This window comes from Psychrobacter sp. T6-1 (genome assembly GCF_052258445.1).
The window spans coordinates 1-1383 of sequence record NZ_JBQQFC010000462.1; the positions used below are offsets into that span (position 1 = coordinate 1).

At 44.5% G+C, this 1383-nt stretch carries 1 protein-coding gene; it reads right to left on the bottom strand.

Annotated features, from left to right (window positions below):
* Nucleotides 1-252: 252 nt before the first annotated feature.
* Nucleotides 253-1254, bottom strand: coding sequence for a D-cysteine desulfhydrase family protein (locus ACTXGO_RS13810; RefSeq protein WP_435950543.1), 1002 nt, complete (start codon nucleotides 1252-1254; stop codon nucleotides 253-255).
* Nucleotides 1255-1383: the final 129 nt, after the last annotated feature.

The following is a 1383-nucleotide window of genomic DNA, read 5'->3' on the forward strand; positions in this document are numbered from 1 at the left end:
AGTTAAGACCCAGATGATGCTGGCGAGATAGCGGTTGTAGTTGATCAGCGCGCTTCATAAAATGCTCTCTTAACTAAGTTCAATATCCACTATATAGTAAAGGCCGACTATAAGCTGAGATTTTAGACTTATTAAATAACAGGACTTTACTGATTCTAATTGAACAATTTATGCCTTTAGATATTAAAAAACCTCAAACCACGTTTGGTTTGAGGTAAGTCATCAAGCGTTGAATGAGTCGCTCGTTGTGAATTAACCCTTTTGTGCAGCGTCCAAATCATCTGAGTAAGCAAATAGCGCAGGCGCGCCGCCTGTATGCCAGAACAATACGCTATCGCTGGGTTTTATCTGACCTGTGCGTATCATATCAATTAGCCCGCCCATAGCACGGCCCGTGTACACAGGGTCTAACAAAATGCCCTCAATCTGCGCAGTCATCTCGATAGCTTCGTTCTCCAATGCGCCAACCACGCCATACCCTTCACCAACATAATCAGAGTTTAAGATTAAATCATTATCTGAAAAGCTAATATCAGCCTCTATCAACTTTGCTGTGCTATTGGCTAGATTAATAATGTGCTGATCAAAAGGGACTTTATCCATCTCCCCTTTATCGATGTTAATACCGATAATCTGACAGTCGCTACCAATCATTTTATTGCCTATCATGAGTCCTGCATGAGTCGCCCCAGAGCTTGAAGCAAAGACTATGTGAGTAAAGGTCACATCCATACTTTGGCGCTGCGTCTCCATCTCTTTAAATGCTTGTACAAAAGCAGTAGCGCCAAGCTCGTTCGAGCCACCATACGGGATAACGTAAGGTTTTTTACCCTCTGCCTTTAATTGATCAACGAGTGCAGGAATATCCTCACCCTTGCGATTAGCGCCTGCCCAGTGGATATGACAGCCAAATATTTTATCGAGTAGCAAGTTACCGCCAGCCTGTTCTGGCTCTTTGCCGCCTAGTACCAAATGACACTCAAGACCTAAACTCGCCGCCGCTCCTGCCGTCTGACGACAGTGGTTGGACTGTGCGGCACCCGCGGTAATCACCGTATCAGCGCCCTGCTTTAGAGCATCACCCATGATGTATTCAAGCTTACGCGTCTTGTTACCGCCGAGCGCCAGTCCTGTATTGTCATCGCGTTTCATAAAGATTTTGGGACCGCCCAGCTTTTTACTTAGTCGAGTCAATTCGATCAGTGGCGTTGGAAAGTATCCTAGAGGCTGCCTAGCTATTGTATTGTCGTCCATGTCTTATCCATTATAAAAGTATTATTGAGTATGAGCTTACTAGATTAACACCCACAAAAAAACCCCAAACAAGCTAATGTTTGAGGCGAAACTTGTGCAAAGCTTAAGTTTTAAATATGGCGCAGCGGA